Origin of the sequence: Streptomyces pactum (genome assembly GCF_016031615.1) — a bacterium.
In the GTDB taxonomy this organism is placed as follows: Bacteria; Actinomycetota; Actinomycetes; order Streptomycetales; family Streptomycetaceae; genus Streptomyces; species Streptomyces pactus.
This window is the reverse complement of sequence record NZ_JACYXC010000001.1, coordinates 4,029,141-4,055,302: the sequence shown is the minus strand read 5'-3', so window position 1 is coordinate 4,055,302 and position 26,162 is coordinate 4,029,141. Positions and strand designations below refer to the sequence as shown.

Below are 26,162 nucleotides of genomic sequence, written 5' to 3'. Positions count from 1 at the left end.
ATACCCCCGGTGAGCCTCCCAAGTCTCCCGGAGCGGTGCCGGACCGCCCAACACGGCGGCCGGCCACCGGACTTGTCCTCGACAGCCGAAGGCCCGTACGACACCGGACATGTCCGGCGGCGTACGGGCCGTTCGGTCAGCTGCGGGCGCGATCAGCCGTTGCGCTTCCAGCGGGGCTTGTCGGCGCGGCGGTCGAAGGACCGGCTGCCGGTGGTGCCGCCCCGGTGGTCGTCACGACGGGCCGGACGGTCGTCCCGGCGGTCCCGGCCGAACGGGCGGTCGTCGCGGCGGTCACGGTTGAACGGACGGTCCCCGCCCCGGTGGTGGTCCCGGGGGGCGTGGTCACGGCGCTCGAACGGACGGCCCGGGCGGTCCTCCCGGCGCTCCCGGCCGAAGCCGCCGCGGTCGTCCCGGCGGTCACGGTTGAACGGACGGTCGTCCCGGCGGTCCCGGTCGCGGTTGAAGCCGCCCCGGTCGTCGCGGTCCCGGCCGAAGCCGCGGTCGTCGCGGTCGCGGCGCTCGTACGAACGGCCACCGGAACCACCGCGCTCGCCGTCCCGGCGGTCACGGTCGCCGTCCCGGCGGTCGCGGAACGACGGACGCTCGCGGTCGCGGTCACGGCCGAAGCCACGGTCCCGGTCGCCGTCCCTGCGCTCCCGGCCGAAGCCGCCCCGGTCGTCCCGGCGGTCACGGTTGAACGGACGGTCGTCCCGGCGGTCCCGGTCCCGGCCGAAGCCGCCCCGGTCGTCCCCGCCCCGGTCACGGCGCTCGTAGGAGCCCCGCTCGTCCCGGCGCTCCGGGCCCGTACGGCGCGGCGCCTCGTCCGCGACGGTGTTCTCCACCACGGGGGCGGCGGTCTGCTCGGGCACCGACGGCGCGGCGGCCGGGGCCTCGGCCCCGTCGGCGGCCGGCTCGGCCGGGGCGACGGCGGCCTGCGGGTCCTCGCCACGCTCGCGCGCGGCCCGGGCGGCCAGCCGGTCGGCCTCCTCGCGCAGCTCGGTGGCGCGGCGCTGCACCCGCTCCAGTTCGCGGGTGAGCTGCTCCACCTCGCGCTCGGCCTGCTTGGCGGAGTTCGCCGCCGACTCGGCCTGCACCTCGGTGAGCGACCGGGCGCCGGTGATCCGGGCCACGTCCTCGTCGAACGCGCCGGCCCCGCCGACGATGTGGCGCGAGGCGTCCACGCCCGCGTCCTCCATCAGCCGGAAGATCTGCCGCCGCTGGTGCGGCAGGGCGAGCGAGACCACGGTGCCGCTCTGCCCGGCGCGGGCGGTTCGCCCACTGCGGTGCAGGTAGTCCTTGTGGTCGCCGGCCGGGTCCACGTTGAGCACCAGGTCGATGCCGTCCACGTGGATACCGCGCGCGGCGACGTCGGTGGCGACCAGGACGTTGACGTAACCGTCCTTGAAGTCGGCGAGGGTCCGGGTCCGGGCGCCCTGGGTCATGCCGCCGTGCAGGGCGTCGGCCCGCACCCCGGAGTCCCGCAGCTGCTCGGCCACCCGGTCCGCGCCCAGCTGGGTGCGGACGAAGATGATGGTGCGGCCCTTGCGGGCGGCGATGGCGGCGGTGACCGGGGCCTTGTCCTTCGGCTTCACCACCAGCACGTGGTGGGTCATCGTGGAGACCGCGCCGGCGGACGGGTCCACCTCGTGCGTCACCGGGTCGACCAGGTAGCGCTTGACCAGGGTGTCGATCTCGTTCTCCAGCGTCGCGGAGAACAGCAGCCGCTGGCCGCCCTGCGGCACCAGGTCGAGGATCTCGGTGACCTCGGGCAGGAAGCCCATGTCGGCCATCTGGTCCGCCTCGTCCAGCACCGCGACCTGCACGCGGTCCAGCGACGCGGCGCCGCGGTCGATGATGTCGCGCAGCCGGCCCGGGGTCGCGACGAGGATGTCCACCCCGCGCTCCAGGGCGTAGATCTGGTTGCCCATCGAGGTGCCGCCGCAGACGACCTTGAGCTTCAGGCCCAGGACGTCGCCGTACGGCTGGAGCGCGTCGCTCACCTGCATGGCCAGCTCACGGGTGGGCGTGAGGATCAGGCCACGGGGGCGCTTCTTCTCGGTGTGGCCGCCGGACAGCGTGGTCAGCAGCGGGAGACCGAAGGAGAGGGTCTTGCCGGAGCCGGTGCGTCCGCGGCCCAGGATGTCCCGGCCGGCCATGGCGTCCGGGATGGTCGCGGCCTGGATCGGGAACGGCGTGGTCACCCCGTTCTGCGCCAGCTTGCGGACGATCTGCTCGGGCAGACCGAGGTCGGCGAAGGTGAGGGTGGGCGCCTGCTCGGCGTCGGCGTCGTCCGCCGGTCCGGTCGCGGCGTCGGCGGCCTGCTCGGCGTCGGCGTCGGCCGTCCCGGGGGCCGTCACCTCGGGCGTCCCGGTCACCTCGGGGGCCACGGTCGCCTCCGCGGCCGCGTCGGAGGTCTGCACGGTCTCGTCGGCGGCGGGCATGGCGGAGTGGTCAGTGGAAATGGACATGCGAAATGCGAAACCTTCCGGAGTCTCGGCACGCGCCCAGCTCCGTGTCATTCGCAAACGACCGCCTCAATGCGGTCAGCCACGGCAAGGTAAGGAACGCGCCACACGGCGCGCTTCGGGTTTGGCGCCGGGCAAATGGGATCAAACGATCTACCACCATACGCACTCCTCCCCCGGGAAAGCAAATTCACCCACTCGGAGGCAGTCCGGAACCGGCCCGTGCAGGCGGGCGGACGGGGGAGTGGCGGGCCCCGTCGCCGGGGCCGCCCGGAGTTCCCCACCACCCGCGTCACCCCACCGGGACCGGCGCACCGGCGGACGACTGCCGGCGGGTGGACGGCCACCGCACCCGGCTCCCGGGGATGAACGGCCTCGCCCCCGGGCGGCGGGCGGTCGGCCGTCCGCCCGGTCGCCGCTCCGGCCCGGCGGCGCCGCTCCGCCGGCGTCCGGCCGTCGGGTCGGCAGGCCGGCCACCGGGGCGGCGCACTCCCCGCTCCCGGCCGGGGTCCGACCGCCCCGGACGTCGGGGCCCGCCTGACCGGGCCGGGTCCATGCCGCCGGCCCGGCCGGAGGGCTCCCGGACCGGGGCCGGACCCGCCCCACCGGACCGGGCGCCACCTACCGGCCGGGCGCCACCGGCAGGTCGGGCGTCACCTGTCGGCTGTCGGGCGGGCGCGGACGCACACCCCCGGCCGGCCGGGGCGCGGGCGCGGCTCCGGGTCAGGCCGGGTTCGCCGGGCCGCCGCTGCCGCCGCCCGCGCCGCCCCCTTGGTCCCCGCCCCCGGGCTCGCCCGAGGGCGGCGGTTCGGTGGGGCCGGGCTCGGACGGTCCCGGGCCGGCGGTTTCCGGCGGCGCGGAGGACGGCTCCGGGGGCCGGGGGCGCGGGCGCGGTGTCCGACGGGGCCCGCCGCCGGGGTCCGGGGGTGCCGCCGTGGGCGGCCGCCCGCCGGGGCCGGAAGTGCGCGCCGCCTCTTCCTTCCCGGACGGGGGACGCCGACGCCGACGCGCGCCCCTTCCGGTCCCCCGTCGTCGTCCTTCTTCTTCGTCTTGCCGCGGCCCTTCCCGCCCCGCCGCTCCACGCCCGCCTCCGGCCCCACCGGGGCACCGGCCACCGTCGCCCCGCCGTCCTGCTCGGCGGCCCGGCCGCGCCGCTCGGCACCGCCGCGGTTGCCGGACCGTTCGCCGTCGTGGGACACGCTCATGCAGCCCGCGAGCGCCGCGGCGGCGACCACCGCCACCGCGACCCGGGTCGCGGTGCGGGACGAGGGACGGGCGGGCCGGTCGGGGATCGCGGGCATGGTCGGAGCACCTCCAGGGCAGGGAACGGGCCCCCTGCCCAACTGGCGCCGCACCGCCCAGGACACGCCGGCCTCCCGCCGGCCCGGCACCGCCCTCAAGGCCCGGCCGGCGTTCCCGGATGTCCGTACACCGGCCCGGCCCGCACCCCGCCCCTGCCCGGGCCGGAGCAGGTCGGGTACGCCGCAGCGCACCGGGACGGTTCCGGCCGGGTCGGACCGGGCCGGAGGGAGCCCGGGCCGGGCGCGCCCGGCCCCGGTACCGGGGCCTACGCCCGCAGCGCGCGGTGCCGGGGCGCGGCGCCGCTCAGCCGTAGCCGAGCGCGTGGAGCCGTTCGTCGTCGATGCCGAAGTGGTGGGCGATCTCGTGCACCACGGTGATCTCGGTCTCGGCGACCACGTCCTCCCGGGTCTCGCACATCCGCAGGGTCGGACCGCGGTAGATCGTGATCCGGTCCGGCAGCACCCCGGCGTACCACTCCCCCCGGTCGGTGAGCGGCGTCCCCTCGTAGAGGCCCAGCAGCTCCGGGTCGTCGGCGGGCGGCTCGTCCTCGACGAACACCGCCACGTTGTCCATCAGCCGCGTCAGTTCCGTGGGGATCCGGTCCAGCGCCTCGGCGACCAGTTCCTCGAACTCCTCGCGCGTCATCTCCAGCACGCCGCCATTGTCTGCCAGGGGGCCCGGAAGGGGGCAGTGCCGTACCCGGGCGGGCCGGCCCGGGGCGACACCCGCGAACCCCTCGGACAACCGTTTTGGCGAACCCCCTCGCCATCCCATATGCTTCTCACGTCCCCGACGGCGCCGGAAGGCGCAACAGGTGGGCCATCAGCCCTCATCGTCTAGTGGCCCAGGACGCCGCCCTTTCAAGGCGGTAGCACGGGTTCGAATCCCGTTGGGGGCACGCAACACCCTGTGCGAGACTGGTGCTCGCACGAGCTTGGTCCTGTGGAGCAGTTTGGAGTGCTCGCCACCCTGTCAAGGTGGAGGCCGCGGGTTCAAATCCCGTCAGGACCGCTGCAACCGCGAGGTTGCTTCCCCGGGCTCTCGGAGCCAGGGGTGCCCATGGCTGGGTAGCTCAGTTGGTACGAGCGTCCGCCTGAAAAGCGGAAGGTCGCCGGTTCGACCCCGGCCCCAGCCACAGTCCCTGAACAGGGAAGATGCCCGCCCCGAGGGTTCTCGGAGGCGGGCATCTGGTTTTCCGGCCCGCTCCGGCGTGACCTCGCCGCCATCCCCGGCCCGGTCCGGTGCCGGCCGGCGGGGCGCGCCACGTCCTCCGGGGGCGGTCCGCCGCGTCCGGTCCCGCTCCGCGAGGAGTCCGGGGCGGGGCCGGTCGGGGCCGCGGGGCGCCGGCGGTCAGCGGGTGGCCGGGATGGTGGGGTGGCGCTGGAAGAGGACCGTGCCGCGCACCACGGCCTCCTTGACGAACGCGGCCTTCCGTCCGGTGAGCACCCGCTCCCGCGGGCTGTCGTCCCCGTTGACGAACTGGATCAGGCCGTCGCGCCGGCCGAGGCTGATGCACTGGAGTGCGTAGCGGAAGCGCAGCGGGCGGGGCTCGCGGCCGGACAGCCGGGCGGCGAGGGCACGGGCGGCCTGCTGGGCGGCCGGGATGCTGGTCGCGCACGCCATCCGAAGGACCTGGCCGTCGGGGGTGCGGGGCGCGGCGGCGTCACCGATCGCGTAGACCTCCGGGTGGGAGACCGAGCGCAGGGTGGGGTCCACCAGCACCCGGCCGTCCTCGTCCACGGCGAACCCCGCCTGCCGCGCCAGGTCCGGTACGCGGAAGCCGGTCGTCCACACCACGGTGTCCGCGGCCACCCGCCCGCCGTCCTCCAGCAGCAGTCCGTCCGCGTCGACGGCCGCCACCCTGGCGTCGGCACGGACCTCCACGCCGAGGCGGTCGAAGGTGCGCCGCAGGTGGTCCGCGCCGGGGCGGGACAGCGCCGCGCCGAGCGCGCCACCGGTGACCAGCCGCACCGTGCGCCCGGCCGGGCCGGCTCCGGCGGCGCCCTTCCGGCGGGCGTCCGCGGCGAAGCTCTCGGCGAGTTCGGCGGCGGTCTCGATGCCGGTGAGGCCCCCGCCGACCACGGCGACGGTCCGGCTCACCGCGAGACGCTCCCGCAGCCGCGCGGCCTGCTCCAGGGTGCCGACGCGGTACGCGTGCTCCGCCACCCCCAGCACCGGGGACGGCGCGTCCTGGCTGCCCAGGGCGTAGATCAGCAGGTCGTACCGGAGCGGACCGCCCGCGGCGCCGGCCAGGTCCACGGTCTTCGAGGCGGCGTCGATGCCGGTCACCCGGTCCACGACGAGCCGCACCCCGGTGCCCCGGAGCAGCCGCGCCAGCGGCAGGTCGGGCAGCGGCTCACCGGCCGCCAGCTGGTGGAGCCGCACCCGCTGCACGAACCGGTCTTCCGCGTTGACCAGCGTCACCCGCGCGTCGGTCCAGCGTGCCGCGAGCTTCGCCGCGGCCAGCCCCGCGTACCCGGCGCCCAGCACCACGATGTGGAGTCCCATACCGTCCGTCCCTTCTCCCCGGCGGCCCCGGTTCCGCGGGCCGCCGCCCGGCGTCTGCCGTCACCAGGGGGACGGGACGGGGCGGGGGACTGTGACGCCGCGGTGGTGTGTTCCGGGTCACCGCCGGCGCCCCGGCTCACCTGCCGCAGACCGGCACCGTGGCGCCGCGCGCCTCGTCCCCGGCGTCCCCGCTCCCCGCGTCCGGGCCGGCGGTGGCGGCGGTGGCGTCCGGGAGGTCGGGGACGTCGCGCGCCTCGGTCCCGGCGCCCCCGGTTCGCGGGGCGGCGGTGGCGTCGTCGGCGGTTCCGTCCGCGCCGGTGCGGGCGGCGGCGAAGGCCAGCTTGTCCGGGTTGGCCACGGTGCGCACGCCGATGATCCGGCCCTCCGCCAGCTCCGGAGCGATGACGCAGACCAGGGCCCCGGCGCGGTGGACCAGCACGGCCGGCTCGCCGTTCACCGGGACGATCCGCGTCCGGGCGTCCGCCATGCCGAAGTCACCGGCCCAGCCGGCCAGGTGGCGGGCGACCTTGGTGCCGCCGATGACCGGGCGGCGGGCGGTGCCGACCTTGCCACCGCCGTCGAACCAGGCCATCGCGTCGTCCGCGAGCAGTTCCTCCAGGCCGGCCGCGTCGCCGTCGATCAGGGCGGACCGGAAGTGGCCGACGATCCGCGCCGCCTCCTCCGGCGAGTCGGCCGGCCGCCGGCGGGGCGCGCCCACCTCGGTCCGGGCCAGGTGGTGGAGGTGGCGGGCGTCGGCCTCGTCGATGCCCAGCACCCGTGCGGTGTCCGCGTCGCTGTGGCCGTAGACCTCGCGGAGCAGATAGGCCAGCCGTTCGGCCGGGCTGAGCCGCTCCAGCAGCACCAGCACCGCCGGTGACACCGAGTCGCGCTGGGCGGCCGTCTCCAGCGGGACCAGCCGGTTCTCCGCGTACGGGACCGGCTCGGGCAGCCAGGAGCCGACGTACTCCTCCCGGCGGGTCCGGGCCGCGGCCAGCCGGTCCAGGCACAGGTCCGCGACCAGCCGGACCAGCCGGCGCGGCCCGGCGCCCGCCACCCCGGCCCGCTGCCGGAGCAGCCGGGCCTCGTGCACCACCTGCTCGGCCTCGGTCGCCGTCCCCAGCATCCGGTACGCCAGGCCGAAGACCTGGACGCCGAAGGGCGCGGTGACCGGCAGCCGCTCCGCCGCCGGAACGGGGGCCGGCCCGGGGACGGTGACGGACGGTACGGCAGCCGCCTCGGCCACGGACGCGGCGACGGTTGCGGAGGCGGTCGCGGAGACGGTCGCGGAGACGGCGGCGGAGACGGCGGCGGTCACGGGGGCGGCCGTGAGGACGGCGGCGCCGTCGCCGGGCGGCGCGGGGTTCCCGCCGGCGGCGCCGGACCTGTCCGCGGGCAGACCGCCGGATCCGCCGGCGGCCCCGGTGCCGGGCAGGTCCGCGGTCACCTCCACGGCATCGCCCACAGGAGCGTCCGCGGTCACCGCGCCGGGTCCGTCCGCCGGCGCGTCACCGGGCCCGCCGGATGCCCGGTTCTCCCCCGGCCGTTCGTGGCGCACCGTCGTCCCCCCGGCATTCGCCTCGGCACGCCCCCCGGCGCGTCCCTCGGCACGTCCCCCGGCCGCGGCGGTCTCCCCCGCGTGCCCGTCGCGCACGGCGGCGTCCCCCGCGCGTCCGTCCTGCACCGTCGCGTGGCCCGGCCGTACGCCGGTCACGCCCCCCAAGCTCTCTGCGGTCACGGCCTCCAGACTGGCACGGGTGGGGGTCCGGCGGAACGCATCCGGACGCAACAGACGTGTACGGACACCGGGTCGGGCTCGTCCACCCACCGGCCCACGGCTCCGGTGCCGCCCCGCCCACCGGCCCATCGCAGGACCGTCGCGCGTCCGCCGCAGGCCCGTCGCCGTTCGGCCCGCCGCCGGTCGGCCCGCGTGCCCGGCCGGCGGGTCCGCCGGTCAGTCCGCCGGGCCGCCGCCCCCGGCACCGGCCGGTTCCCTCGCCGGTACGTCCCGGCCGCCGGGGTGCCGGTGCCGCCAGACCCAGAAGACCGTGCTGGACAGCACGGCCCAGCCGCCCAGCACCAGGAACGGGAAGGCGTGCTGGTGGTCACCGAAGTAGACGGCGGTGTGCTGGGCGTTCACCGAGGCGCCGGGCGGCAGCCACTGCCCGATGACGCCCAGCGGGGAGGGGAGCAGCGGCCAGGAGACCGCGCCGCCGGAGGAGGGGTTGCCCACCAGCACCATCAGCCCCCAGGTGGGCAGCATCGCCCAGCGCCCGAAAAGCGTGTTGAACATCGAGAAGACCATGCCGGAGGTGAACAGGGTGAGGGCCAGGATCAGCCAGGACTCCACGAAGGGCAGGTCCACCGCGCCCAGCAGCCAGTCCACGACCGCCGCGATGGCGAAACCGCACAGCAGCGCGTAACCGGCGGTGAAGGCGATCCGCTCCCCGGGGTTGAGCGCGCGGGCGTGCACGCTCAGCTGGATGGCGCCCACGAAGCCGACGATCACCGCCGCGAGCGAGATGTAGAACAGTGCCAGGCCGCGCGGGTCGCCCTCCTGCAGCGGGTTGATGTCCCGGACCGTCACCGGCACCCCGGTCTCCCGCCCCACCTCGGGGCCGGCGCGGGCGAGCAGCTCGGCGACCGAGGCGCCGGACGCGCCGGAGAGGTCGAGCCGGACCCGCTCCCCGCCCAGCTCCAGCACGGCGAAGACCTCCTGCTCCTCCACCGCCCGGCGCGCCGCCCGGTCGTCCTCGTACGGGCGGATCCGCAGCGAGGTGTCGAGGGCCTTCTCCATGCCGGCAAGGAACGCCTGCCCGCTCGGCGATCGGTGCTCGCCCACCACGGCGACCGGCAGCCGGTGCGGCGTCGGGTTCGCCATGGCGTACGTGTAGGAGCCGGCGAAGAACCCGGCGGCGCCGGCGAGGATGAGGCAGAGCACCACGGCCGGGAAGAACGGCGACGCGGTGAACGCCGACCAACGCCCGGCCCACCCGCCGGGCCGCCCGCACGGGTGTCCGCCGCCGGAGCCGCCGGGGCCCCCGCCGTCGGACCCGGCGGCCGACGACCCGCCGCCGGCGGTTCCGCCCCCCGGCCGCCCGCCCGTCACCGCGCCCGGCACCGGCCGCGCCCACCTCACCGCGCCCGGCATCGGCCGCGCGCCCGTCACCACGCCCGTCACCTGCTCCGTTCCCGTCCGGGAACCCGTCACCGGGCCCCGTGCCGTGCCCGGGCCGCCACCGCTTCGGCCGTTCATCCATGGGACCCGCCGTACCCGCCCTCGGTCCGGCCATGTCCACCGGCGGCTGCGCCCGGCCCGCCGCGGGTCCCGCCGGACCCGCGGTACCGGTCGCCGGACCCGCCGCAGCCGCCAAGGGACCCGCCGCACCGGTCACCGCAACCGGCGCGGGCCCCGCCGCACCGGTCGCCGGACCCGCCACGTCCGCCCTCGGCCCCGCCATATCCGCCCATGAATGCACGCTAAGGCACCCATCTCCGACATACTTCCCGGACTAGTCCGGACAGAAATGGTTCGCCAGCCGTTTCGGCGAAGTGAGATCCTGGATCCCGTATGTCCACCACGCCTGCCCCCACCCTCCCGGCCCTGCTGGAACCGATCCCCGAGCTGATGCTGCGTGATCAGCAGCGGCTGGGGCGCCGGCTCGACGGCGCCCGCCGGATCCGTAAGCCCGAGGCCCGGGACGCCGTGCTCGCCGAGATCGCGGCCGACATCGACCGGGCCGAGTCGCGGGTGGCCGACCGCCGGGCCGCCGTGCCCGAGGTCAGTTACCCAGAGTCACTGCCGGTCAGCCAGAAGAAGGACGCCATCGCCGAGGCGATCCGGGACCACCAGGTGGTGATCGTCGCGGGCGAGACCGGCTCCGGCAAGACCACCCAGATCCCGAAGATCTGCCTGGAGCTGGGGCGGGGCGTGCGCGGCCTGATCGGGCACACCCAGCCGCGCCGGATCGCCGCCCGCACCGTCGCCGAGCGGGTGGCCGAGGAGCTGCGCACCCCGCTGGGCGAGTCCGTCGGCTGGAAGGTCCGGTTCACCGACCAGGTGAGCCAGGACACCCACGTCAAGCTGATGACCGACGGCATCCTGCTCGCGGAGATCCAGACCGACCGCGAGCTGCGCCAGTACGACACGATCATCATCGACGAGGCGCACGAACGCAGCCTCAACATCGACTTCATCCTCGGCTACCTGGCGCAGCTCCTGCCGCGCCGGCCGGATCTGAAGGTCGTCATCACCTCGGCGACCATCGACCCGGAGCGCTTCTCCCGGCACTTCGGCGACGCGCCGATCATCGAGGTCAGCGGGCGCACCTACCCGGTGGAGGTGCGGTACCGGCCGCTGCTGGAGGAGGGCGGCGAGGACGGCGACCGGGACCAGATCACCGCGATCTGCGAGGCGGTGGACGAGCTGCGCGGCGAGGGCCCGGGCGACATCCTCGTCTTCCTCTCCGGCGAACGGGAGATCCGCGACACCGCCGACGCGCTCAACAAGCGGCAGCTGCCGATGACCGAGGTGCTGCCGCTGTACGCGCGGCTGTCGCACGCCGAGCAGCACCGGGTCTTCCAGCGCCACACCGGCCGGCGGATCGTGCTGGCGACCAACGTGGCCGAAACCTCGCTCACCGTGCCGGGCATCCGCTACGTCATCGACACCGGCATGGCGCGCATCTCCCGGTACAGCTACCGCACCAAGGTGCAGCGGCTGCCGATCGAGCCGATCAGCCAGGCCAGCGCGAACCAGCGCAAGGGCCGGTGCGGCCGGACCAGCGACGGCATCTGCATCCGGCTGTACTCGGAGGAGGACTTCCTCTCCCGCCCGGAGTTCACCGACGCGGAGATCCTCCGCACCAACCTGGCCTCGGTGATCCTCCAGATGACCGCCGCCGGGCTCGGGGACATCGAGAAGTTCCCGTTCATCGACCCGCCGGACCGCCGCAACATCAAGGACGGCGTGCAGCTGCTGGAGGAGCTGGGGGCGATCGACCCGCAGCAGAAGGACCTCCGCAAGCGGCTCACCCCGCTCGGCCGGAAGCTCTCCCAGCTGCCGGTGGACCCGCGGCTGGCCCGGATGGTGCTGGAGGCCGACCGCACCGGCTGTGCGCGCGAGGTGATGGTGATCGCGGCGGCGCTGTCCATCCAGGACCCGCGCGAGCGGCCCGCCGACAAGCAGCAGCAGGCCGACCAGAACCACGCCCGGTTCAAGGACGAGAACTCCGACTTCCTCGCCTTCCTCAACCTGTGGCGCTACGTCCGCGAGCGGCAGAAGGAGCTGTCCTCCTCGGCCTTCCGCCGGATGTGCCGCAACGAGTACCTCAACTACCTGCGGATACGCGAGTGGCAGGACATCTACAGCCAGCTGCGTACGGTCGCGAAGACGATGGGCATCCATCTCAACGAGCAGGACGCGGCCCCCGACCACGTGCACACCGCGCTGCTGGCCGGGCTGCTGTCCCACGTGGGCCTGAAGAACACGGTGGCCGAGGGCGGCAAGGAGACCGGCAAGGGCAACGAGTACCTGGGCGCGCGCGGCGCCAAGTTCGCCGTCTTCCCCGGTTCGGCGCTGTTCAAGAAGCCACCACGGTGGATCATGTCCGCCGAGCTGGTGGAGACCTCCCGGCTGTGGGCGCGGGTCAACGCGCGGATCGAGCCGGAGTGGATCGAGCCGCTGGCGCAGCACCTGGTCAAGCGGACCTACAGCGAGCCGCACTGGGAGCAGAAGCAGGCCGCGGTGATGGCGTACGAGCGGGTCACCCTCTACGGCGTGCCGATCGTCGCCCAGCGGAAGGTGAACTACGGGCGGATCGACCCGGAGACCAGCCGTGACCTGTTCATCCGCAACGCGCTGGTGGAGGGCGACTGGCGCACCCACCACCAGTTCTTCCACGACAACCGCAAGCTCCTCGGCGAGGTGGAGGAGCTGGAGCACCGGGCCCGCCGCCGGGACATCCTGGTCGACGACGAGACCCTGTTCGACTTCTACGACCAGCGGATCCCCGAGCACGTGGTCTCCGGGGCGCACTTCGACTCCTGGTGGAAGCACAAGCGCCGGGAGGAGCCGGAGCTTCTCAACTTCGAGAAGTCCATGCTCATCAACGAGCGGGCGGAGGGCGTCACCAAGGACGCCTATCCGGACACCTGGCGCCAGCGGAACCTGAAGTTCCGGGTGACCTACCAGTTCGAGCCGGGCGCCGACGCCGACGGCGTGACGGTGCACATCCCGCTCCAGGTGCTCAACCAGGTCTCCCCGGAGGGCTTCGACTGGCAGATCCCCGGGCTGCGGGAGGACCTGGTCACCGAGCTGATCCGTTCGCTGCCCAAGCCGATCCGGCGCAACTGCGTCCCTGCGCCCAACTACGCCAAGCGCTTTCTGGACAGCGCGGTGCCTCCCTCCTTGCCCGCCGGCGGGCAGGAGGGGCCCACCCAGGAGCCGCTGACCGTCGCCCTCGGCCGGGAGCTGCAACGGATGACGGGGGTGCGGATCGAGCCGGAGGACTGGGACCCGTCCAAGGTCCCCGACCACCTGAAGATCACCTTTCGGGTCGTCGACGAGCGGCGCCGCAAGCTCGCCGAGGACAAGGACCTGGAGGCGCTGCGGCTGCGGCTCAAGCCGAAGACGCGGGCGGCCATCACCAAGGCGTTCGCCACCTCCAAGGAGGGCGGTGGCATCGAGCAGCGGTCCGGGCTCACCTCCTGGACCGTCGGCGCGCTGCCCCGCACCTTCGAGACCCGGCGCGCCGGACAGCCGGTGAAGGCGTACCCGGCGCTGGTGGACGAGGGCTCGTCGGTCGCGGTACGGCTGTTCGACACCGAGGCCGAGCAGCAGCAGGCGATGTGGCGCGGCACCCGGCGGCTGATCCTGCTCAACCTCCCCGCCAGCCCGGTGAAGTTCGTCCAGGGCAAGCTGGGCAACAGCGCGAAGCTGGCGCTCGCGAGCAGCCCGCACGGCAGCGTCCAGGCGCTCTTCGAGGACTGCGTCTCGGCCGCCGTCGACCGGCTGGTCGCCGCCCGGGGCGGTCCGGCGTGGGACGAGGAGGGCTTCCGCAAGCTCTTCGACGCGGTGCGTGCCGACATCATGGACGCCACGCTGGACACCGTCCGCAAGGTGCAGGAGGTGCTGGCCGCCTGGCAGGCGTGCGAGCGCCGGCTGAAGGCCACCAGCAGCCCGGTGCTGCTGCCCTCCCTGACGGACATCCGGGAGCAGCTGGACCGCCTGGTGCCGCCCGGGTTCGTCACCGCGCACGGCGTCCGGCGGCTGCCGGATCTGATGCGCTATCTGGTGGCGGTGGACCGCCGGCTGCAGCAGCTGCCGACCAACGCCGAGCGGGACCGGGCCCGGATGGCCAAGGTCAAGGAGATGCAGGACGAGTACGCCTGGCTGCTGGAGCAGTTCCCGCCCGGACGCCCGGTGCCCGCGCAGGCGCTGGAGATCCGCTGGATGATCGAGGAGCTGCGGGTCAGCTACTTCGCGCACGCGCTGGGCACCGCCTACCCGATCTCCGACAAGCGCATCGTGAAGGCGGTGGACGCGGCGGCGCCGTGACGCCGCGAGGAGCCGCCGCCCGGCCGTCGTCCTGCCCGCCCGGGCCCGCACGGCGGCCGGGCGGCGGCCGGACGGCGGTTCCGGCTCGCCGGGGACCGGCGGGCGGCCGACGGCGCGTGTGGCGCGTACGACGCGTGTGGCGGCCCACGGGGCGTACGCGGGCGTCTCCCCCTCGCTCGGCCGTTGCGTGCGCCTCTCCGGCGCCCCGGGCGGCCCGCCGCCCGGGGCGACCCAACGGCTGGGGCGACCCGGGGCGATCCACCGGGCAGCAGCCCGCTCACGCTCCCGGCCGCCCCAGCCGGTCGCCGACAGCCTCGGGCGGCCCCAACCGTTCGCCGACAACCCCAAGCCCCCAGCAGCCGGTCGGCGACAGCCGCACGCCGCCCCAGCCGGTCCCCCGCGGCCCCGGGCCGGTCCGGGCCGCTCTCCCGCCCCGACGGCCCGTCCAACCTCCGTACGCCCGTGGGACCGCGCCCCTCGGCGCCGTGCGACCGTGTGGACCGCCCCGGCGCCGTACGCCGGTGGGAGGGCGCTCCTGCCCCCGTGGGCGACTCCGGCCCGGCCGGGACCCATCCCGCCCCCGTACCGCCGGCAGCCCCGCCGTACGGTCCGTGGGGCGTTCCCGGCGCGGGCCGCACGACCGCGGCCCGGACGCGCCGGCCCCGCACCACCCGACGGACCCGCACCACCCGACGGACCGCACGACCCCGGCCCGGGGTGGGCCCCCGCACCGGGCTCCGCCCACCCCGGACGCGGCCCGCGGGCACCACTCGCCGGGGCCGTCGCCGGCCCGCCGGGCGCGAGTTCGACCGCACCCCCTGAGCTGCTGTAGAGTCTGCTTCGCCAGCGCACGCAGCGCGAAGCGAAAAGCAAGGTCCTGTGGAGCAGTTTGGAGTGCTCGCCACCCTGTCAAGGTGGAGGCCGCGGGTTCAAATCCCGTCAGGACCGCATCATCGAAGGCCCGGATCCCCGCAGGGATCCGGGCCTTCGGCCGTCTTGACTGCGGCACATACCGGCGGTACCCAAGCAGAGACCGACGCGCGGGGCACGGGAGGTGCGGCGTATGCCGGCGACCGCGAGGCGTGAAATCCGGGCGCTGCTGCGCGCCCATCTGTCGGCGGCGGCGGGCCGTCCGCACTCCACCCGGCACTGCCCGGTCTGCCACCGGCTGCTGCGCCTGGCGATGCAGCCCGGCGCCGCCGACGGGCGTCCCCGGTACGAGCGGGCCGCACCCCCGGCACGATCGGCAACGGCACTCCCGGCGCCGTCGGCATCCCCGGCGCGCCCGGAACCGGTCGCGGCCCGCCCGGCGGCGGGACCGTCCGGCTCCGTACCGGGCACCACCGGGACCGAGGACCGCGGCACGACCCGGCCGCTGTCCACCCCGGCCTCCGAGGCCGCCGGCGCCACCGCGACCGCCGGGGCCGGCCGGCCGCTGCCCGACGGTCCCACCGGGCCCGCCACGCCGGAACGCGCCGCGCGACCCGCGGCCGGCACCACCCCGTCACGGACCTCCGACCGCACCCGTTAGCGGCCCCCGAGCCCTTTACCGTAGGTATGCGCTTGATGACAAGCCGCATGCGATGTGACGGGAGTCACCGAACAGCTTTCCCAAGTGGGGTGACTTACCCCTCTTCGACAGCAGGTCAATTTAATATGTGCAATTGCACCCATCCGAAGGGGCCGTTTCGAGCCGGGAACGGGGCGCGACGGGCCGCTCGCAGAAAGCGCTTGCTGAAACCTTCGGCCCGCGGCGCCGGACCCGCTCGCGGCGCGCCACGGCGCCACTGCGCACGGTGGCGACGGGCCCCCGACGGGGCAGCCGGCGGACCCGGCCGGGCGCCCCGGGGCCGGCGCGGGCACAAAAAATCGCGCTGGACCCGGCGGAGTCCAGCGCGATCAACGACTCACCCATGACGCTGCGGGCGGCGGGGCCTGTTGGGGCAGGCACCAGTCGTGTGGTGCTTAAGGTGGGCGTCCACCGGGCCTACGGCCCGGGAAATGCCCGGTCAAACGGTGTTTCAGGCTTCGCTGCGCTGCTGCGGGATGCCCGCGAGCAGTGCCCGGACCTCCGCTTCGCGGTAGCGCCGGTGGCCTCCGAGCGTGCGGATGGACGTGAGCTTGCCTGCCTTGGCCCAACGCGTGACCGTCTTCGGGTCCACGCGGAACATCGTGGCAACCTCAGCCGGGGTCAGCAGCGGCTCAGCATCAGGGGTGCGAGCGGTCATGAGCGGCCTCCTCGGGAGAACCGAACCATCACGGTTCTTTCCTCTAAATTCTGCGCCTTGACCCGCGTTGCCCGATATGGCGGACGCGGGCCGAGTCGGTTATAGGACGAACGGCTTGTCCTCGGCACTACAACTACACCATCTGTCCAGCCCCATCGGCCAAACCGATGGAATTGCCCTCTCAGGTGTTCAACCTCGGCGGAAGCCGATGGACCATGTCATAGCGGACAGTCACCCTGCCGTGACGATCAGTCACAACGGGATCAGGAGCCACCAGACCCAACCAAGGCGTGCAATACAGAGGAATCCGCCCTTAGTTGGACGGAAGGAGGCCCCCTTGGACTCCTTGTCCTATTTTGACACGAGGACTGGGGATAGCCGCAAGACCCGCAGTAAGTGGGTTACGTCACGGTTGCCGTTAAAAGTCCGTATCGGGACCTACGTCCTGTCCGACCCTCTCATGGAACCGCTCCCGCCGCCATGGCCGGAAAACCTCCGGCGCACGGCGCCTGCAGCCCGCCGCTCAACTCGCGTGCTGCAACCCCCGGACCGCGGCCCAGCGCTCCGTCAGCCGCTCGTACGCGCCGCCGGCCCGCTCGCCGTCCCCGTCCCGCAGCGCCGACAGCCCCTCGGCCACGTCGCGGGCCGAGCGGTCGGCGTGCAGCCGCTCCTCGGGCACCACCTCCACCAGCCCCCCGTAGTCGAGCTCGACCAGGGACCGCGGGTGGAATTCCTCCAGCCACCGGCCAACATCTACCAGGCCGTCGATGAGCGGGCCCTCGCCCAGCGTCTCCCGGAGCACCTTCAGCCCCCGCGCCACCCGCCGGCGGGCCTCCACCATCGGGGTCCGGTACCGCATCACCAGGCCCTCGGAGCCCTTGGTGAACTCGCGCTCCTCGTCCGCGAAGAGCACGAACCAGCGCACCGGCACGTGCCAGGTCGCGGACCGGATCCACGGCCGGGCGTCCGGATTCCGCTCCAGCCACCGCTCGAAGTCGGCCACCGCCTGCCGGCGGACCAGCGGCGGCAGCACCGCGTCCAGCAGCGGGGCCGGATACCGCTCCGCGGCCTCCTCCAGCGCCATCCAGCCGCGCAGCCGGGTCCGCCACGGGCAGACGCAGACGATGCCGTCCACCACGGTGACGAAGGCGTCCGGGCTCTCGTGCACCGGGACCGGCACCGGCGGCAGCGGCAGCAGGTCGGTCAGCGCCCGCCGCAGCTCCTCCTGGGCCCCGGGGAGCCGGTCCCGCCGGGCGTAGCGCGCCCAGTGGGTCCGCTCCGGCTCGGGGAACGCGGCCAGCGGCTCGTAGACCCGCAGGTACGCCGCGTACGGGACGGTCACTGCCACGGTCACGCACGCTCCTCAAGCCCGATTCGAGTGCCGGTAGTTGCCTACCCCGGATGCTCGAATCGTCCCATGGACGGGCCCCGTGGCGGCGCGGGCCCGGCGGTCCGCGGTGCACCGGCGGACCGCGACGGCGGGCGCCGGCCGGACCGGCGCCCGCCGTCCTCGGCACCACCTGCGGAAATCGCCTCGTGAGACGGGGGCCCACCCGAGGCCCTCCAGGGCTTACGCTCTGACCCACCGGCCCTCCCCACCCCCGGAGGGCGTCCAATTCCGCGACTTATGGGAGTCACCACCGTGACCGACGTACGTCCCACCGACGATGCTGACGGCGTGCTGAACACACTCTTCCGATCGGATCAGGGCGGCCACGAGCAGGTCGTCCTCTGCCAGGACCGCGCGACCGGCCTCAAGGCCGTGATCGCCCTCCACTCCACCGCGCTGGGCCCCGCCCTCGGCGGCACCCGCTTCCACGCGTACGCCTCGGACGAGGAGGCGGTCCTCGACGCGCTGAACCTCTCGCGCGGCATGTCGTACAAGAACGCGCTGGCCGGCCTCGACCACGGTGGCGGCAAGGCCGTCATCATCGGCGACCCCGAGCAGCTCAAGACCGAGGAGCTGCTGCTCGCCTACGGGCGCTTCGTCGCCTCCCTCGGCGGCCGCTACGTCACGGCCTGTGACGTCGGCACCTACGTCGCCGACATGGACGTGGTGGCCCGCGAGTGCCGCTGGACCACCGGCCGCTCCCCGGAGAACGGCGGTGCCGGCGACTCCTCGGTGCTCACCGCCTTCGGTGTCTTCCAGGGCATGCGCGCCTCCGCCCAGGCCGCCTGGGGAGCGCCCACGCTGCGCGGCCGCCGGGTCGGCGTCGCGGGCGTCGGGAAGGTGGGCCACCACCTCGTCGCGCACCTGGTCGAGGACGGCGCCGAGGTGGTCGTCACGGACGTGCGCGCCGAGTCGGTGGACCGCATCCGGTCGAAGTTCCCGCAGGTCACGGCGGTGGCGGACACCGACTCCCTGATCCGCGCCGACCTCGACGTGTACGCTCCGTGCGCGCTCGGCGGCGCCCTCAACGACGACACCGTCCCGGCCCTGACCGCCAAGGTGGTGTGCGGCGCGGCCAACAACCAGCTCGCCCACCCGGGCGTGGAGAAGGACCTCGCGGACCGCGGCATCCTCTACGCGCCGGACTACGTGGTGAACGCCGGCGGCGTCATCCAGGTCGCCGACGAGCTGCACGGATTCGACTTCGACCGGGCCAAGGCCAAGGCGACGAAGATCTTCGACACCACGGTGGCCATATTCGAACGGGCCGCCAAGGACGGTGTCCCGCCGGCCGTCGCGGCGGACCGCCTCGCCGAGCAGCGGATCGCGGAGGCTCGCCAGGCGTAGGCCGAACGGTCGATTTTCGGCCATTTTTATCGGGCGGTGAGCCCGATTGTCGGTACGCCGACAGGCCGTGAGGGAGAGATCCCTCACGGCCGCTCGGCGGGTTGCCGCCCCGGACCGGTTAAACTCGCAGCTGACCAGCGGGGACGGGGCGCCTCGTGGCCACTGTGACGTGGCACGTCATGCGGGCGACGTACCGTATGGCCACAGAAGCAGGTACCGTTGAAGCCCTACGGACGGTCTCTTGGTAAGAGTCCGCTCCACTTCATGAACGTGAACGCGTGTCAAGACTCTGGGGCCGTCGAGCCCCGTCGTTGAGGGGGTCGAGCCATGGGGCGCGGCCGGGCCAAGGCCAAGCAGACGAAGGTCGCCCGCCAGCTGAAGTACCAGAGCGGCGGGACGGACCTCTCACGCCTGGCCGAGGAGCTGGGCGCATCGCCAACATCGAACCGGGAGCCGAACGGCGACCCGTTCGAGGACGACGATGAGCTGGAAGACGACCCGTACGCACAGTACGCGCAGCGGTACAACGACGACGAGGACGAGGACGACGACCATCCGTCGGCACCGTCCCCGTACCGTCGGCGCGCCTGACCACGCTCGGTCACCGGGCTTCCGGCGCATCGCGGCAGCAGCACCTGAGCCGGTTCGGGGTTCCCGCCCCGGGCCGGTTTTCGTGCTGCCTTCCGTGCTGTCCGGGCGCCCGGCGTGCCGACCGGGACCGACCGGCCCGCTGACGCGGCGGGTGGTGCCGGGCGGTACCCCGGCACATCGGCGCGGACCGGGCGGTCCCCGGACACGCCGCGGGAGACCCCGGCTCCCGCCACCGCCGCGGGGCGATGGCGCCGGGTGCCGGGCGACCGCGACCGTGCGCGGTACGCCCGACGGGTCCGGCGGTACCTCTCACGTCAGGCCGCGTAGTCACCGGTCAGGGTCACGGCCTCGGTGTGGGCGGCGTCCCGGTCCACGACCTCGCCGCACACCCAGGAGTCCAGGCCGCGGTCGGCGAGGGTGGTCAGGGCGACGTCCACGGACTCCTGCGGCACCACGGCGACCATGCCGACGCCCATGTTGAGGGTCTTCTCCAGCTCCAGCCGCTCCACCGCGCCGGCCTGCCCGACCAGGTCGAAGATCGCGCCCGGGGTCCAGGTGGACCGGTCCACCGTGGCGTGCAGGTGGTCGGGGACGACCCGGGCCAGGTTGTTGGCCAGCCCGCCGCCGGTGACGTGCGAGAACCCGTGGACCTCCGTCGTACGGGTGAGCGCCAGGCAGTCCAGCGAGTAGATCCGGGTGGGCTCCAGCAGCTCCTCGCCCAGGGTCCGGCCCAGCTCCGCGACCTCCCGGTCCAGCGACCAGCCGGCCCGGTCGAACAGCACATGGCGGACGAGCGAGTACCCGTTGGAGTGAAGACCGGAGGACGCCATCGCGATCACCGCGTCGCCCGAACGGATACGGTCCGCGCCCAGCAGCCGGTCCGCCTCGACCACCCCGGTGCCCGCGCCGGCCACGTCGAACTCGTCCACGCCCAGCAGGCCGGGGTGCTCGGCGGTCTCGCCGCCGACCAGCGCACAGCCGGCCAGCACACAGCCCTCGGCGATGCCCTTGACGATCGCCGCCACCCGCTCCGGGTGGACCTTGCCGACGCAGATGTAGTCGGTCATGAACAGCGGCTCGGCACCGCACACCACCAGGTCGTCCACGACCATGCCGACCAGGTCGTGGCCGATGGTGTCGTACACGCCCATCCGGCGGGCGATGTCCACCTTGGTGCCCACGCCGTCGGTGGCGGAGGCGAGCAGCGGACGCTCGTAGCGCTTCAGGGCGGAGGCGTCGAAGAGCCCGGCGAAGCCGCCGAGGCCGCCGACGACCTCGGGTCGGGTGGCCTTCTTCACCCACTCCTTCATCAGCTCGACGGCGCGGTCGCCCGCCTCGATATCGACGCCCGCGCCGGCGTAACTGGCGCCGGCGCCCGCGTGCTGCGGCGCACGCTCGGAGGACTCAGCAGACATGGCTGGGAACTTTCGTGTCGTGGGGCAGGGACGTCACGGGCGGCGCAGGGCGTCCGCGGCGTCCGTCCCGCCCGCGAGCTCGGTCTCCAGGAGGTGCTTGCCCAGCAACTCCGGGTCCGGCAGCTCCATCGGGTACTCGCCGTCGAAGCAGGCGCGGCACAGGTCGGGCTTGGCGATCGTGGTCGCCTCGACCATCGCGTCGAGCGAGATGTACGCCAGGGAGTCGGCGCCCAGCGAGGTGCCGATCTCCTCGACCGACAGCCCGTTGGCGATCAGTTCGGCGCGGGTGGCGAAGTCGATGCCGAAGAAGCACGGCCACTTGATCGGCGGCGACGAGATCCGGATGTGCACCTCGGCCGCGCCGGCCTCGCGGAGCATCCGCACCAGCGCCCGCTGGGTGTTGCCGCGGACGATGGAGTCGTCCACGACCACCAGCCGCTTGCCGCGGATGACTTCCTTCAGCGGGTTCAGCTTCAGCCGGATGCCCAGCTGGCGGATGGTCTGCGAGGGCTGGATGAAGGTCCGGCCCACGTACGCGTTCTTCACCAGGCCGGAGCCGTACGGAATCCCGCTGGCCTCGGCGTAGCCGATCGCGGCCGGGGTGCCGGACTCCGGCGTGGCTATCACCAGGTCGGCGTCGGCCGGGGCCTCGGCGGCCAGCCGGCGGCCCATCTCCACCCGCGAGAGGTAGACGTTCCGCCCGGCGATGTCGGTGTCGGGGCGGGCCAGGTAGACGTACTCGAAGACACAGCCCTTGGGGCGGGCGTCGGCGAACCGGGAGGCGCGCATGCCGTTCTCGTCGATGGCGATCAGCTCGCCCGGCTCCACCTCGCGGACGAAGCTCGCGCCGACGATGTCCAGCGCCGCGGTCTCGGAGGCGACCACCCAGCCGCGCTCCAGCCGGCCCAGCACCAGCGGGCGGATGCCCTGCGGGTCACGGGCGGCGTACAGGGTCTGCTCGTCCATGAAAACGAGGCTGAAAGCACCCTTGACCTTCGGCAGCACCTGAGCTGCCGACTCCTCGACGGTGAGCGGCTTGCCGTCCTCACCGGTCTGGCCCGCCAGCAGCGCGGTGACCAGGTCGGTGTCGTTGGTCGCAGCCACCTGGGTGGCGCGGCCGTCCTGGCGCGGCAGGTCGGCCACCATCTCCGCCAGCTCGGCGGTGTTGACCAGGTTGCCGTTGTGGCCGAGGGCGATCGAACCGTGCGCGGTGGCCCGGAAGGTCGGCTGCGCGTTCTCCCACACCGAGGCACCGGTGGTGGAGTAGCGGGCATGGCCGACCGCGATGTGGCCCTGGAGGGAGCCGAGGGAGGTTTCGTCGAAGACCTGGGAGACCAGTCCCATGTCCTTGAAAACGAGGATCTGTGAGCCGTTGCTCACCGCGATGCCCGCGGACTCCTGTCCACGGTGCTGCAGTGCGTACAGCCCGAAATAGGTGAGTTTGGCGACCTCTTCCCCCGGGGCCCAGACACCGAAGACGCCGCAGGCGTCCTGGGGGCCCTTCTCACCGGGGAGCAGGTCGTGGCTGAGTCGTCCGTCACCACGTGGCACGTCATCGAGTCTAGGCCAGTTCCGGGGTGCCTCCGAACGGAGGACGCGATACCGGACGTAGATCACACCCTGCTACCGCCTCCGGCCAGCGGCGGGGCATTGACGCGGGCCCCGCGCTGCGGCGAGGATCACATTCATGCAGCAGCCATACGGTGTGCACGGCACCCTCGTCGAGCGCCGCCACGTCGATTTCGGCCGGATGGCCAGCGCGATCTGTCGCTGACCGCGAGCGCGCCGGCACGCCGACCACCGCCGGCCCGGCGACCGCGGTGCCGCCCCGCCCGGAGATCCGTCCCGGAGCGCCGGGCCCGGCCGCGTCCGGTGCCCCTCACCGAGGGTGAACACCCGGGACGGCGCGGGCCCGGCAACCGGGTCTGCGCGGGCCTGGCACCCGGGCCGGCGCACCCAGGAGCGCCCGGGGTGACCGGCGTGGTGTGCACCGCCTCCGGCGGCGCACGGCCCTCGGCCCACCCGGTGGCCACCGCCCGCTGATCCCCTCTCCGACCGCTGCTCCCCCTGTTCCCCCGCGTCCGGATCCGGACCGCCTGCCCGTGCTCCGGCCCGGGCCCGTCGGCCCGCACTCTCGGCCCGCGGGGGAGCCCGCACCGGGGCTGTCCCCAGGTCCGCACCCGCAGTTCGCGCTCCGGGTGCGGGGCCGGGGCGGGCTCCTGGGGGGGATCCGCGGGATGTGCGGTCCGAGGGGTGGTCCTGCGGTTCCGTTCCGGATGCGGGTTCGGCGGCCCGTCCTGCGGTCCTCCGTTCCGGATCCGGGCCCGGTGGTCGTGCCTCGGGTCCTCCGTTCCGGATCCGGGCCAGGTGGCCGTGCCTCCGGTCCGTGCCCGGGTCCGTGCCGGGGTTGTGCCGGGGTCCGGTGCTTCGTCGTCCCGGTTCTCTCGTCCGCGCCCGGTGTCTTCCCTGCCGCTCGTCCTTCCGTACCCCGGCCTGTTCCGTCCCGGCCCCGGGCGGTCGGCGCCGTTCCCCGGTTCCGGCCGTCCGGCCCCTGCCCTGCCCTGCCCTGTCCCGCCCTCCCTGCCCCTCCGCTTCCGCCGCACCGCCGGCACGGGCCCGTCCGTTCCCCGGCCGCGTCCGCGTGACGGCGGTGCCGGAGCCCGTCCCGCTCCCGGCCCGTGCCACGCCGTACCCGGCCACCGGCCGCCGGCGGGAGCGCCCGTCTCCCCAGGAGTCCCGCCATGTCCTCGAACGACCGTCCCTCGCCGGCCGACCGCTCTCCCGGCACCGCCCCCGACCACCACGACGCGGGCACGAGCGGGCGACCGCTGTCCCGGCGCGGCTTCGGCCAGCTGGCCGCGGTCTCCGCCGGTGCCGGCCTGGCCGCCACCGCGGCCACCGGGCTCGCCGCCGCCGAAGCCGCCGCCGACGGCCGCGGGGCCGTCCGCGAGCGGCCGTTCCGGGCGGCCACCCACCGCCGTTCGCCCCGGCCCAACATCCTCTTCATCCTCGCCGACGACCTCGGCTGGGCCGACCTGTCCTCGTACGGCTCCCCGCACATCCACACCCCCCACCTGGACCGGCTCGCCCGCCAGGGGGTGCGCTTCACCCACGCCTACGCGGGCTCCTCGACCTGCTCCCCCACCCGGTTCAGCCTCTACACCGGGCGCTTCCCCGGCCGCACCCCCGGCGGCCTCCACGAGCCGATCCCCGGCGGGTCCGACGCCGGGCTGCCGCCGAACCACCCCACCCTGGCCTCGCTGCTGCGCGGCGCCGGGTACGCGACCGCGCTGATCGGCAAGTGGCACTGCGGCTACCTGCCCGACCACAGCCCCACCAAGTCCGGCTGGGAGACGTTCTTCGGCAACTTCGGCGGGGCCCTGGAGTACTACTCCAAGCTCGGCCTGACCGGCGAGTACGACCTCTACGAGGGCGAGGTCAGCCACCAGGACCTGCGCTACTACACGAGGATCATCACCGAGCGGGCCGCCGAGTACATCGGCCGCGACCACCGAAAGCCGTGGCTGCTCAACCTGAACTTCACCACCCCGCACTGGCCGTGGATAGCCGAGGGCGACACCGCGGAGAGCGCACGGGTGACCGCGCGCATCAAGGCGGGGCAGCGGGGCGCGCTCAACCACCGCGACGGCGGCTCGCTGGAGAAGTACCGCGAGCTGGTCGAGGACCTCGACCGCTCCGTCGGCGAGGTGCTGGCCGCGCTCCGCCGCTCCGGCCAGGAGGAGAACACCCTGGTCGTCTTCGCCAGCGACAACGGCGGTGAGCGGTTCTCGTACCAGTGGCCGCTGTCCGGCGAGAAGTTCACGCTGCTGGAGGGCGGCATCCGGGTGCCCACCATCGTGCGCTGGCCGGCCCGCATCGACGGCGGCGCGCAGGTCTCCCACGAGCCGGTCTACACCCCCGACTGGACCGCGACCCTGCTGGAGGTGGGCGGCGCCCGACCGGACCGGGCCCACCCGCTGGACGGCACCAGCCTCGCCGGATACCTGCTGCGCGGCGAGGAGCTGCCCGAGCGGGACCTGTTCTGGCGGGTGCGCGGGGAGCGGGCGCTGCGCCGCGGCGCCTGGAAGTACCACCGGGACGCGCAGGGCCGGGACCACCTGTTCAACATCCCGGACGACCCGCGGGAGCAGGCCGACCGCGCGGCGCTGGAGCCGGAGCGGCTCGCCTCGCTCCGGACCGCGTGGGAGCGCACCGCCGCCACCCTGCTGCCCTATCCCGCGGCCGGGGGCTGACCGGCGGCGCGCCCGGCCGCGGGGCGGGGCGGACCGGCTCGCGGAGGGCCGGGCACGTCGGCGACCGGGAGCCGGGCCGGCCGTCGGGCGGGCCGTCGGGGCGGGGCCGGCCGACGGGGGCGGGGCCGGCCGACGGTCGGGCGGGCCCGTCGGGGTCAGCCGAGCAGCGGGAGCAGCCCCGACAGATCGGCCCGCTCGCCACTCGCGGTGACCTCCGCCGCCTCGACCGCCTCCGCCCAGGTCCGCCGCCCGGTGGCCAGCCGGAGCCAGGTCAGCGGGTCCGTCTCCACCACGTTGGGCGGCGTGCCGCGGGTGTGCCGGGGGCCCTCGACGCACTGCACGACGGCGAACGGCGGCACCCGGACCTCCACCGAACCGCCGGGCGCCCTGGCCGCCAGCGCGTCGGCGAGCACCCGGACCGCGGCGGCCAGCGCCTGCCGGTCGTAACGGATCTCCGCACCGGTGGCGGCGGCCAGGTCGTCGGTGTGCACCACCAGTTCGACACAGCGGGTGACCAGGAAGTCGTCCAACCGGATGGCACCCACCCGGGCCGCCAGCAGCCGGTCCGGGTGGGCCGGCGGCACCAGTTCGGCGAAACGGGCGGCCGCCCGGTCCAGCGACTCGGCGAGGTCGGCGCTCCCGGCGGCGGACCGGGCGTCGTCGCCGATCGCCCCGGCGAACGTGGCGGTGGCGAACACCCAGTCGGTGAGGGTGACCTCCACGGCCGGTGGCGCGGGCTGCTCCAGGTTCCGGTTCACGTGCTCCACCACCAGGACGAGGTGGGCGACCAGGTCCCGTACCGTCCACACCGCCCCGGCACCGCCGGTGTCCGCCGGCCCGGACAGCCGGGTGGGCGCGGCCAGCTGCTCGTCGGTGAGCCGGCCCACCGCGTCGCGCACGTGGTCCAGCTGGGCCGCGACCGCGGCGTGGGTCCTGGCGAAGTCGTACGTCCGGGCACGGGACTTGCGGGGCGCGGCGGGCATACCGGCGAGCATACCCAGCACCACCGGCACCGCCCCGGACAGCCCGATCACCCCCGGCACCGGCCCGGCACCGCCCGATCACGCCCGGCGCACCGGATCGCCCCGCGCCGGCCGGCGTTCCCGGC

General features: G+C 74.6%; 15 protein-coding genes and 4 tRNA genes. 9 read left to right on the top strand and 10 right to left on the bottom strand.

What is annotated here, in order from left to right:
• Nucleotides 1-152: 152 nt before the first annotated feature.
• The gene (locus IHE55_RS16125; RefSeq protein ID WP_197989660.1) at nt 153-2,468 is read right to left on the bottom strand and encodes a DEAD/DEAH box helicase; all 2,316 of its coding nucleotides are present in this window, start codon (nt 2,466-2,468) and stop codon (nt 153-155) included.
• 1,602 nt (nt 2,469-4,070) lie between these two features.
• Nucleotides 4,071-4,421: a metallopeptidase family protein gene (locus tag IHE55_RS16120; RefSeq protein ID WP_197989659.1), complete on the bottom strand. Its 351-nt coding sequence runs from the start codon at nt 4,419-4,421 to the stop codon at nt 4,071-4,073.
• 171 nt (nt 4,422-4,592) lie between these two features.
• Between IHE55_RS16120 and IHE55_RS16115 the strand changes: the two genes are divergently transcribed.
• From IHE55_RS16115 to IHE55_RS16105, 3 genes are all read left to right on the top strand, one after another.
• A tRNA-Glu gene (locus tag IHE55_RS16115) sits at nt 4,593-4,665 on the top strand.
• Between the two features lie 38 nt (nt 4,666-4,703).
• Nucleotides 4,704-4,778, top strand: a tRNA-Asp gene (locus IHE55_RS16110).
• A gap of 50 nt (nt 4,779-4,828) precedes the next feature.
• Nucleotides 4,829-4,902 (top strand) — tRNA-Phe (locus IHE55_RS16105).
• A 215-nt stretch (nt 4,903-5,117) separates the two neighbouring features.
• Here the strand turns inward: IHE55_RS16105 and IHE55_RS16100 are convergent.
• The 3 genes from IHE55_RS16100 to IHE55_RS16090 all read right to left on the bottom strand — a co-directional run bounded on the left by IHE55_RS16100 (nt 5,118) and on the right by IHE55_RS16090 (nt 9,381).
• Entirely contained in the window at nt 5,118-6,275 is a 1,158-nt protein-coding gene (locus IHE55_RS16100) for an NAD(P)/FAD-dependent oxidoreductase (RefSeq protein WP_197989658.1), read from the bottom strand.
• 136 nt (nt 6,276-6,411) lie between these two features.
• Nucleotides 6,412-7,737: a sigma factor-like helix-turn-helix DNA-binding protein gene (locus tag IHE55_RS16095; protein WP_197989657.1), complete on the bottom strand. Its 1,326-nt coding sequence runs from the start codon at nt 7,735-7,737 to the stop codon at nt 6,412-6,414.
• Nucleotides 7,738-8,226: 489 nt separating this feature from the next.
• Nucleotides 8,227-9,381, bottom strand: a complete 1,155-nt coding sequence (locus tag IHE55_RS16090; protein WP_372442761.1) for an ABC transporter permease — start codon at nt 9,379-9,381, stop codon at nt 8,227-8,229.
• Nucleotides 9,382-9,843: 462 nt separating this feature from the next.
• On the opposite strand from IHE55_RS16090, the gene hrpA reads away from it, so the two are divergent.
• The 3 genes from hrpA (at nt 9,844) to IHE55_RS16075 (ending at nt 15,361) form a co-directional block, all read left to right on the top strand.
• Nucleotides 9,844-13,830 (top strand): ATP-dependent RNA helicase HrpA, encoded by a 3,987-nt coding sequence (gene hrpA, locus IHE55_RS16085; RefSeq protein WP_197989656.1) that lies wholly within the window; start codon nt 9,844-9,846, stop codon nt 13,828-13,830.
• Nucleotides 13,831-14,703: 873 nt separating this feature from the next.
• Nucleotides 14,704-14,778 (top strand) — tRNA-Asp (locus IHE55_RS16080).
• Between the two features lie 115 nt (nt 14,779-14,893).
• Entirely contained in the window at nt 14,894-15,361 is a 468-nt protein-coding gene (locus IHE55_RS16075; RefSeq protein WP_197992321.1) for a DUF6274 family protein, read from the top strand.
• 490 nt (nt 15,362-15,851) lie between these two features.
• Here the strand turns inward: IHE55_RS16075 and bldC are convergent, their stop codons facing one another.
• Together bldC and IHE55_RS16065 are read right to left on the bottom strand one after the other, a co-directional pair.
• Entirely contained in the window at nt 15,852-16,058 is a 207-nt protein-coding gene (bldC, locus tag IHE55_RS16070) for a developmental transcriptional regulator BldC (protein ID WP_003949541.1), read from the bottom strand.
• A 523-nt stretch (nt 16,059-16,581) separates the two neighbouring features.
• Entirely contained in the window at nt 16,582-17,412 is an 831-nt protein-coding gene (locus IHE55_RS16065) for a DUF8083 family protein (RefSeq protein WP_197989655.1), read from the bottom strand.
• Between the two features lie 273 nt (nt 17,413-17,685).
• Here IHE55_RS16065 and IHE55_RS16060 point away from each other — a divergent pair, with 273 nt between their 5' ends.
• On the top strand, nt 17,686-18,795 hold the full coding sequence (locus IHE55_RS16060) for a Leu/Phe/Val dehydrogenase (protein ID WP_197989654.1): 1,110 nt from the start codon (nt 17,686-17,688) through the stop codon (nt 18,793-18,795).
• A 327-nt stretch (nt 18,796-19,122) separates the two neighbouring features.
• Entirely contained in the window at nt 19,123-19,386 is a 264-nt protein-coding gene (locus IHE55_RS16055) for a DUF3073 domain-containing protein (protein WP_197989653.1), read from the top strand.
• A 314-nt stretch (nt 19,387-19,700) separates the two neighbouring features.
• Here the strand turns inward: IHE55_RS16055 and purM are convergent, their stop codons facing one another.
• On the bottom strand, nt 19,701-20,801 hold the full coding sequence (purM, locus tag IHE55_RS16050; protein WP_197989652.1) for a phosphoribosylformylglycinamidine cyclo-ligase: 1,101 nt from the start codon (nt 20,799-20,801) through the stop codon (nt 19,701-19,703).
• Between the two features lie 33 nt (nt 20,802-20,834).
• Nucleotides 20,835-22,352: an amidophosphoribosyltransferase gene (gene purF, locus IHE55_RS16045; RefSeq protein ID WP_197989651.1), complete on the bottom strand. Its 1,518-nt coding sequence runs from the start codon at nt 22,350-22,352 to the stop codon at nt 20,835-20,837.
• Nucleotides 22,353-23,542: 1,190 nt separating this feature from the next.
• On the opposite strand from purF, the gene IHE55_RS16040 reads away from it, so the two are divergent.
• Nucleotides 23,543-25,054: a sulfatase family protein gene (locus tag IHE55_RS16040; protein WP_197989650.1), complete on the top strand. Its 1,512-nt coding sequence runs from the start codon at nt 23,543-23,545 to the stop codon at nt 25,052-25,054.
• A gap of 155 nt (nt 25,055-25,209) precedes the next feature.
• Here IHE55_RS16040 and IHE55_RS16035 read toward each other — a convergent pair whose 3' ends face one another.
• Nucleotides 25,210-26,037 (bottom strand): sterol carrier family protein, encoded by an 828-nt coding sequence (locus IHE55_RS16035; RefSeq protein ID WP_197989649.1) that lies wholly within the window; start codon nt 26,035-26,037, stop codon nt 25,210-25,212.
• Between the last annotated feature and the right edge of the window lie 125 nt (nt 26,038-26,162).

Bases quoted from the DNA above. Each gene is read 5' to 3' on its own strand.
- IHE55_RS16125 (WP_197989660.1), bottom strand. From the start codon at position 2,468: ATGTCCATTTCCACTGACCACTCCGCCATGCCCGCCGCCGACGAGACC.
- IHE55_RS16100 (WP_197989658.1), bottom strand. From the start codon at position 6,275: ATGGGACTCCACATCGTGGTGCTGGGCGCCGGGTACGCGGGGCTGGCC.
- hrpA (WP_197989656.1), top strand. From the start codon at position 9,844: ATGTCCACCACGCCTGCCCCCACCCTCCCGGCCCTGCTGGAACCGATC.
- IHE55_RS16075 (WP_197992321.1), top strand. From the start codon at position 14,894: ATGCCGGCGACCGCGAGGCGTGAAATCCGGGCGCTGCTGCGCGCCCAT.
- bldC (WP_003949541.1), bottom strand. From the start codon at position 16,058: ATGACCGCTCGCACCCCTGATGCTGAGCCGCTGCTGACCCCGGCTGAG.
- IHE55_RS16060 (WP_197989654.1), top strand. From the start codon at position 17,686: ATGGGAGTCACCACCGTGACCGACGTACGTCCCACCGACGATGCTGAC.
- IHE55_RS16055 (WP_197989653.1), top strand. From the start codon at position 19,123: ATGGGGCGCGGCCGGGCCAAGGCCAAGCAGACGAAGGTCGCCCGCCAG.
- purM (WP_197989652.1), bottom strand. From the start codon at position 20,801: ATGTCTGCTGAGTCCTCCGAGCGTGCGCCGCAGCACGCGGGCGCCGGC.
- IHE55_RS16040 (WP_197989650.1), top strand. From the start codon at position 23,543: ATGTCCTCGAACGACCGTCCCTCGCCGGCCGACCGCTCTCCCGGCACC.
- IHE55_RS16035 (WP_197989649.1), bottom strand. From the start codon at position 26,037: ATGCCCGCCGCGCCCCGCAAGTCCCGTGCCCGGACGTACGACTTCGCC.